This window comes from Prevotella sp. oral taxon 317 str. F0108 (genome assembly GCF_000162415.1).
In the GTDB taxonomy this organism is placed as follows: Bacteria; Bacteroidota; Bacteroidia; order Bacteroidales; family Bacteroidaceae; genus Prevotella; species Prevotella conceptionensis.
In genome coordinates, this window is sequence record NZ_GG740072.1 from 38,923 (window position 1) to 41,085 (window position 2,163).

Annotated in this window: 2 protein-coding genes and 1 pseudogene; 1 reads left to right on the forward strand and 2 read right to left on the reverse strand. The window is 41.1% G+C overall.

Annotation, left to right across the window (positions count from 1 at the left end; translation table 11 throughout):
- Nucleotides 1-523: 523 nt before the first annotated feature.
- The gene (locus tag HMPREF0670_RS00150) at nt 524-1,183 is read right to left on the reverse strand and encodes a hypothetical protein (RefSeq protein WP_232213823.1); all 660 of its coding nucleotides are present in this window, start codon (nt 1,181-1,183) and stop codon (nt 524-526) included.
- Nucleotides 1,184-1,206: 23 nt separating this feature from the next.
- Nucleotides 1,207-1,428 (reverse strand): hypothetical protein, encoded by a 222-nt coding sequence (locus HMPREF0670_RS16085; RefSeq protein WP_198009285.1) that lies wholly within the window; start codon nt 1,426-1,428, stop codon nt 1,207-1,209.
- 111 nt (nt 1,429-1,539) lie between these two features.
- Between HMPREF0670_RS16085 and HMPREF0670_RS00155 the strand changes: the two are divergent.
- Nucleotides 1,540-2,147: pseudogene (locus tag HMPREF0670_RS00155) on the forward strand (IS4 family transposase); the annotation flags it as partial.
- Between the last annotated feature and the right edge of the window lie 16 nt (nt 2,148-2,163).

A 2,163-nucleotide genomic window follows, 5' to 3' on the forward strand; every position in this document is an offset into this window, starting at 1 on the left:
TCATGCCAACCATACTTTCCGTCATAGCAATATACGTATAACCGTCCTTTACATCTTTTGTCGAAATAAAAAAGATTAAAGGCCAGCCTGCCAGTATCTACTTGCAATGCCTGCTTATCTTTCAGTTTTAAATTCAAAACGTAGAGTGGCATTCCTGATTTTACTTCATTTTCAAAATGTCTAATGTCTGGCTCATTCAGAACTTTATTTTTTGAAGATATTTCAGATACATACTATCAGCTCTATTGAACCACTGAGCGACCTTCATGCTGTCACTATCGGGGCTATACAATAATTTGTACGTTTCTTCTTCATTCTTTTCTAACGACTTTGCATAAGACAAGACGATTTTGTTGATGTAAGAGGCAGAGTCGAGCGCGCTGTAAGCACGCTCAACCTGTTCAATTAATGTCTGCGCATTTGAAATGTAGAAAAACAGACTGCCCATGATGAAAATTAAATATACCCTTTTCATATTTACTTTAATCCTCTTAAAAGAAAGAGCCACAAGTTTTATCAAGCATCAATGGGTAAATAACGGAACATATTCATACACCGTTTTGCGTCTGAACCAGATAAGCAATGGCTTGCCGTCCTTTCCGTTAACTGCTGGGGCATCCATCAATACGCTAAAACCCTTCTTCTTTGCTTGTTTCCCCTTAAAATACCAACGCAACCTTATCGCTCCGCTCGTCTTTATACCCTGTACGATAGCAGTAGAGTCTAGCTTTGTTATGTCTTGTTCGTGAACTATATCTAGACTTTCTATCATCGTGGGAGTCATCATGTTCCCCTCATTATCCGTAAAGCGAATGCTTTGTGGATAAATCGTGTATGGCTGACACACGTAGAATTTGGCTTCAACCTCCAACTCTGGGGAGTGTTTTATCCAAAACAGTAGGCATGTGGGAAAGGCAAAGGGAAAGAATAATGGCCCTGTTGAAATTGCTGCACCTGGTCCTCTTACATTAAGCATAATCGAATCTGGTGCGGTATCGCTGGTGTAAGCTATGTCGTTCACACCATTATAATCTGCCTTCTTCCATCCTTGCGTCTCCGTTATGTAATACGTAGTACGGTATATGCCCGCACACGAGGTAAGACATAAGCAAATGAGAACTGAAAATATAAATCCAAGTATCGGTTTCATATCTATCATCTTATCAATCTCATTTGTCTGCATACAACATTGCCATATTACACACCTCATTGGTCTTTAAAGAACTTAAAGGTTTCGCCTTCTATCTCATTCACGTATTCGTCACTCTTATAGTAGTCGTACAAATTCACACCACAAAATGGACAGAACGAAATGAACACCGTTGGTGCGTCAAATGTAAATGTATCATACTCCATCGTCATAACGAAACAAATGTCCGCTCGCTTGTGCCTGGTTCCACGCAAGGAGGGTATGTTATAATACTTCACTAAAGTTTCCCACCCTAATAAACAGATAGAAAAATAACAGTTTGTCGAATTTTCTTTGTAAAGTAGTAATCGCAAAACAACTGATTTCAAAGACAAAACAACAAAACTGTTATGGAAGCAAAAATAGAGAAAATAAGCGAGTTATCCAAACTCTTGAGTGTTAAAAGTCGAATGAGCGATGATTTATTTCATCTTTTTGGCAAGTTTGGCATCGGCCACCTGTTGTCTCGCCTGTCATTGGAGAAACACGACGGAGTTTCCGCTTCGGAGTTGATCCTCTCCCTTTGCCTCTTCGCATTTTGGGTGAGAGCATCCACAGCATATGCAAACGTAAGATATATGAGCTTTCAAATCATGGTAAGAACTGTTTCTATCGGATGATGATTCGCCCGCAGATGGATTGGAGACGCTTGATGAACCGCTTTGCACTGCGTTACATGTGCCTATTGCGTAAGTATGGCGAAGCTCCTCAATCCGATGCCACGACCTGTTTCATCATAGACGACACCGTGCTTGAGAAGAGTGGTGTGAGGATGGAGGGCATCAGTCGTGTTTTCGATCATGTAAAAGGCAGGTGCGTATTGGGCTACAAACTGTTGCTTTGTGCATTCTTTGACGGCAAGACAACCATACCCTTTGATTTTTCGCTGCATCAAGAAAAGGGGAAACAAGGCGGCTGCGGGCTGACAAGACAGCAACGCAGAAAGGCATGTCATACCAATGAGGAATGATGGC